Source organism: Halomonas sp. 707D4, from assembly GCF_024158685.1.
Classification (GTDB): domain Bacteria; phylum Pseudomonadota; class Gammaproteobacteria; order Pseudomonadales; family Halomonadaceae; genus Vreelandella.
The window spans coordinates 1-5,194 of sequence record NZ_JAMZBD010000217.1 but is presented as its reverse complement, the minus strand read 5'-3'; the positions used below and the strand labels follow the sequence as shown (position 1 = coordinate 5,194).

Genomic DNA, 5,194 nt, shown 5'->3' with positions numbered 1-5,194 from the left:
GGTCGGTGCTTACCCCGCCGCAGCTGTAGTGGGCGGCGGGTACCACCGGAATGGGGGCGCTCAGGATGTCGATGCCTCGGGAGGCGCAGTGGCTCAGGATGGTGGGGAAGTGGTGGCGGATACGCGCTTGTGCGAGCGTGCTCAGGTCGAGCCAGACGTGACCCACGCCTTCTCGCTGGATTTCGCGGTGAATGGCGCGTGCAACGATATCGCGCGGTGCGAGCTCGAGGCGCTCGTCGACGCGCTGCATGAAACGCTCGCCGGCGGCATTCAGCAGCTTGCCACCTTCGCCGCGCACCGCTTCGCTGATCAGGAAGGCGGGGCCGCCGGGGTCGAACAGGCAGGTAGGATGAAACTGCTGGAACTCCAGGTTCGCCAGCCGCGCGCCGAGCGTGGCGGCCATCGCCATGCCTTCGCCGGCGCTGGGCGAAGAGGACGTCGTGTGTGGATAGAGACCACTGGCACCGCCCGTGGCCAGCACCACGTGGCGGGCGGTGAGCACTACCGGCGCGCCGTCGGCGTCGAGGCCTTCGGCGCCGGCGCAGCGCCCGGAAGGCGCTTGAAGCAGCGAGAGAATCTCCACATCGTCGAGCCGGGTAATGTTCGGATGCTCGTCGACATGCCGGCAAAGCGTATCCACCACCGCACGGCCGGTGGCGTCGTCCACGTGGATGACGCGCCGAGCGCTATGTCCGCCTTCACGGGTCAGGTGGTAGGGCAGGGTGCCCGGCGTCTCATCGAGGGTGAAGGGCACGCCCTGGTCGATCAGCCAGTCGATCGCCTTGGGACCCTGCGAGACACAAAAGCGCACCGCATCCTCGTCGCACAAGCCATCGCCTGCGATCAGCGTGTCCTGCACGTGACGCTCCACGCTATCGTCGGCGGCCAGCACCGCAGCGATACCGCCCTGGGCCCAGCGGCTCGCCCCTCGGTCACGGTCGGCGGGGCCGATGAGTGTCACCGCGAGGTGATCGGCAATGCCGAGGGCGAGCGTCAATCCGGCGACGCCGCGACCGATGATCAGCACGCCGGTGGAAGGTCGAGCCATGATCGATTCCTCGCGCGCGATGGATATGGAGGCCGCTATGGTAGCGTGGCCAGAAACGCTTGGCGAGAAAGGGAAAGTATGAGGAGTACGGCGACGCACAGGTAAAACGGTAGGGGGTGAGGCAATCGACGGCGCGGGAGAATAGTGGTGCCCGGAGCCGGACTTGAACCGGCACGGGGTTACCCCCGAGAGATTTTAAGTCTCTTGCGTCTACCGATTTCGCCATCCGGGCGGTATAGCAGCACTCGAATCCAGGATGGGGAGCGCTGCTACAGGAGATATGGAGGCTGGAGTCGGAATCGAACCGGCGTACACGGAGTTGCAGTCCGCTGCATAACCACTCTGCCATCCAGCCTTGAAGTCAGATCCATTACTGTTTGCTTGAATGGAGCGGGAAAGGAGATTCGAACTCCCGACCCTCGCCTTGGCAAGGCGATGCTCTACCACTGAGCTATTCCCGCTTGACTCGAGGGCGAATTATACGCACTAACGCCGGCTTGTCAACGCCAAAATGGCCAGTGCGTACAATGAGATAGCTTTTCGCTCGTCACGCTACATCGAGCGGCTGAGGTGCGGCCAGGCGGCGCGCAGGTACTGGAACATCGACCAGAGCGTGAGGATCGCCGCGACGTAGAGAATGCCCACGCCCAGCTGGGCCAGCTCGTGGCCCGGCGGGAAGGCGAGCAGCACCAGCAGCGCCACCATCTGCAGGGTCGTCTTGAGCTTGCCGATCCAGGAGACCGCGACCATGCCGCGCTTGCCCATCTCCGCCATCCACTCCCTGAGGGCGGAAATGACGATCTCGCGGCCGATGATCACCAGCGCCGGCAGGGTGAGCAGCATGGTGTCGAAGCGCTCGATCAGAAGTGCCAGGGCCACGGCGACCATCAGCTTGTCCGCTACCGGGTCCAGGAAGGCGCCGAAGGGCGTCGACTGGTTCCAGAGCCTGGCCAGATACCCATCCAGCCAGTCGGTGATGGAGGCCAGGGCGAACAGGATCGCCGCCAGCGGCATGCTCCAGCTGTAAGGCAAGTAGAACAGCACCACCAGAAGCGGAATGAAGACGATTCTTGCCAGGGTCAGTATGTTGGGTATGTTCATCGCAGGGCGCGATCCTTGCTGGAGAGTCAGGAAGTCGAACGTGTGTACGACCATTCTATCCGCCTTGGCCGGTGGCATCCATGCCAAGCGGGGCTTTATCCGTTGAGTGCTTGATAGATCGTGGCCGCCATGGCTGCACTGATGCCGGGCACGCGGGCGAGCTCGCTCTGGCTTGCCTTCTGTACCCCCTGCAGACCGCCGAAGAAGCGCAGCAGCTCACGCCGGCGTTTCGGGCCGACGCCGGGAATGTCCTGCAGCGTCGAGGTGCGCCGGGCCTTGTCGCGCTGGGCACGATGCCCGGCAATGGCGAAGCGGTGCGATTCGTCGCGAATGTGCTGGATCAGGTGCAGCGCCGGCGAGGCGGGATCGAGCGGCAGCGCCTGATCGCTGCTTTCCACGAACAGCGTCTCGAGCCCGGCCTTGCGGGTGGTGCCCTTGGCAACGCCCAGCAGCATGATACCGCTCACTCCGAGCTCCTCGATCACGCCGCGAGCCATGTTGAGCTGCCCCTTGCCGCCGTCGACGATCAGGATGTCCGGGGCCGTCGCCTCGCCACTCTTGACCCGTTTCAAGCGTCGCGTCAGCGCCTGTTGCATGGCGGCGTAGTCATCGCCCGCCGCCACGCCCTCGATGCGAAAGTGGCGGTAGTCGCTCTTGCGTGGGCCTTGCTGGTCGAACACCACGCAGGAGGCCACGGTCGCCTCGCCGTGGCTGTGGCTGATGTCGAAGCACTCCAGCCGCTCCGGTGTCCGTGCAAGCCCCAGCGCCTTCTGCAGGGCTTCGAAGCGTTGGGCGAGCTGGGTCTTGTTGGCCAGTTGCGAGGCGAGCTGCTGTTCGGCATTGGTCATCGCCAGGTGCTGCCACTGGGCGCGGTGGCCGCGTACCTGATGCGCCACGCGCACTTTCCTGCCGGCCTGCTCGCTCAGCGCGTCGGCGATCAGGGCGCTGTCGATCAGCGCGTGGCTGGTGATCACTTCCGTCGGCACGTTGTGCGGCTGACCGAAATAGTACTGGCTGACCACCTCGGTCAAGAGCATCTCGTCGGAGAGCTCCAGGTCGTTCTTCGGCGTGTGGTGGCGCGCGCCGAGAAGGCGGCCATCGCGGATGCTCATGATCGAAATGCCCTGGGCACCCGGGCGGTGGGCGAGGGCGAAGATGTCGGCGTCGCCGCGTTCGTTGTCGACGAACTGGCGCTGCTGGAGCTGGCGCAGCCTGAGGATCTGATCGCGCAGGCGGCCGGCCTCCTCGAAGTCCAGCGCCTTGCTCGCCGCCTCCATCTGATCGCTCAGCGCCTGGGTGACGTCGTCGCTCTTGCCCTCCAGGCACATCACGGCGTGCTCGACGTCGCGCGCGTACTCCTCTTGCGAAATGTAATCCACACAGGGGGCGGTGCAGCGGTCGATCTGGTACTGCAGGCAGGGCCGGCTGCGGTTGGCGAACACGCTGTCCTCGCAGTTGCGGATGCGAAAGATCTTCTGCATCAGCGTCAGGCTCTCCTTGACCGCGCCGCTGCTCGGGTAGGGACCCAGGTAGCGGCCGTCGCCCCGGCGCTGGCGGGCGCGCTTGTACTCGAGTGCCGGATAGGGGTGTCGGTCGGTGACGAAGACGAAGGGATAGGACTTGTCGTCGCGCAACAGGATGTTGTAGGGCGGGCGCAACTCCTTGATCAGCGTCTGCTCGAGCAGCAGTGCCTCGGTCTCGCTGCGCGTGACGGTGACCTGAATATCGGCAATGCGCGCCACCATCGCCTGGGTCTTGGTGTTGAGCTGACCGCGAAAATAGCTCGCCAGGCGCGCCTTGAGCCGCTTCGCCTTGCCGACGTAGAGCGTGTTCTGCTGATCGTCGAGCATGCGGTAAACACCGGGGGCGGTGCTTACCGAGCTCAAGAATTGCTTGGCATCGAAAGTCATAGAAGGCACTAGAGGAGCAGGGGGAGGGCTTGGATGGTAGGACTATACTTCGCGTGCGTCAAAGCCCTCCACCAGTCCGTGGCGCAGCGCCAGGTGCGTCAGTTCCACGTCGCCGGCCACCTCGAGTTTCTCGAACAGTCGGTAGCGGTAGGTGTTGACCGTCTTGGGGCTCAGGTGGAGTCGGTCGGAGATGTCCTGTACCCGCTGGCAGTTGACGATCATCAGGGCGATCTGCATCTCGCGCGGGGAGAGCGCCTTGAAGGGGCTATCCTCTTCGGTGAAATGAGACAGCGCCAGGCGCTGGGCGATCTCCTGGCTGACGTAGCGGCCACCGTTGAAGACCTGGCGAATCGCCTCGGTCATCTCGACGGCGTCCGCGCCCTTGCTGAGAAAGCCCGAGGCGCCCGCTGCCAGCATGCGCCGCAGGATGCCGTCCTCCATGTACGCGGTGAGGATCAGCACGCGCACGTCCTTCATGGTGCGCCGTATGCGGCGCGTCGCCTCGAGCCCGCCGATGCCTGGCATGCGAATGTCCATCAGCACCAGGTCGGGCTTGAGCTCCCGGCACAGTGAAACGGCACCTTCGCCATCGTCAGCTTCGCCGGCAATGGTGATATCGCTCTCTTCGTTGAGCAGGTGCGCGATACTGGTTCTCACCAGATGGTGATCATCGGCGATCAGTACGTTGATCAAAAGGGTCGCTCCTGCGTAAAGTCACGAATTCCAGCTGTCGCTTAGCACGTTAACCTATAGAGTGCCATAGCTTGTGACAAAGGAGAATTAGTAAATCGATTTGTCATTGAGGTCTTGACCAAGTTCCATTCCTGCTTTAATATTCGCCGCGCACTCGGAGGCCAGAGAGTCGTTCGAGTGATGGAAAAAGGGGCCTTAGCTCAGCTGGGAGAGCGCAACACTGGCAGTGTTGAGGTCAGCGGTTCGATCCCGCTAGGCTCCACCAGATTCCAAAAAAGCTCCGTCATCGACGGAGCTTTTTTTATGGGCGACGATCGCCAGGATGAGTTAGGGCGCCCGCGTCTCGGGCGCCCTGTGCGTCACTCGACGCGACCCAGCAGCAGAAACTCCATCAGCGCCTTCTGCGCGTGCAGGCGGTTGCCGGCCTCCTGCCATACTACCG

General features: G+C 63.9%; 4 protein-coding genes and 4 tRNA genes. 1 reads left to right on the top strand and 7 read right to left on the bottom strand.

Annotation, left to right across the window (positions count from 1 at the left end):
- From BIS11_RS10420 to uvrY, 7 genes are all read right to left on the bottom strand, one after another.
- Positions 1-1,048 (bottom strand): L-aspartate oxidase (locus tag BIS11_RS10420; RefSeq protein ID WP_253586015.1); only part of this gene is annotated, 1,048 nt, incomplete at its 3' end.
- Positions 1,049-1,193: 145 nt separating this feature from the next.
- Positions 1,194-1,280: transfer RNA gene (locus BIS11_RS10415), tRNA-Leu, on the bottom strand.
- 49 nt (positions 1,281-1,329) lie between these two features.
- A tRNA-Cys gene (locus BIS11_RS10410) sits at positions 1,330-1,403 on the bottom strand.
- 31 nt (positions 1,404-1,434) lie between these two features.
- A tRNA-Gly gene (locus tag BIS11_RS10405) sits at positions 1,435-1,509 on the bottom strand.
- 91 nt (positions 1,510-1,600) lie between these two features.
- Positions 1,601-2,149, bottom strand: a complete 549-nt coding sequence (gene pgsA, locus BIS11_RS10400; protein WP_253422169.1) for a CDP-diacylglycerol--glycerol-3-phosphate 3-phosphatidyltransferase — start codon at positions 2,147-2,149, stop codon at positions 1,601-1,603.
- Between the two features lie 95 nt (positions 2,150-2,244).
- On the bottom strand, positions 2,245-4,059 hold the full coding sequence (gene uvrC / locus BIS11_RS10395; RefSeq protein WP_253422170.1) for an excinuclease ABC subunit UvrC: 1,815 nt from the start codon (positions 4,057-4,059) through the stop codon (positions 2,245-2,247).
- A gap of 42 nt (positions 4,060-4,101) precedes the next feature.
- Positions 4,102-4,752, bottom strand: coding sequence for a UvrY/SirA/GacA family response regulator transcription factor (gene uvrY / locus BIS11_RS10390; RefSeq protein WP_253422172.1), 651 nt, complete (start codon positions 4,750-4,752; stop codon positions 4,102-4,104).
- Positions 4,753-4,941: 189 nt separating this feature from the next.
- Between uvrY and BIS11_RS10385 the strand changes: the two genes are divergently transcribed.
- Positions 4,942-5,017 (top strand) — tRNA-Ala (locus BIS11_RS10385).
- Positions 5,018-5,194 lie beyond the last annotated feature (177 nt).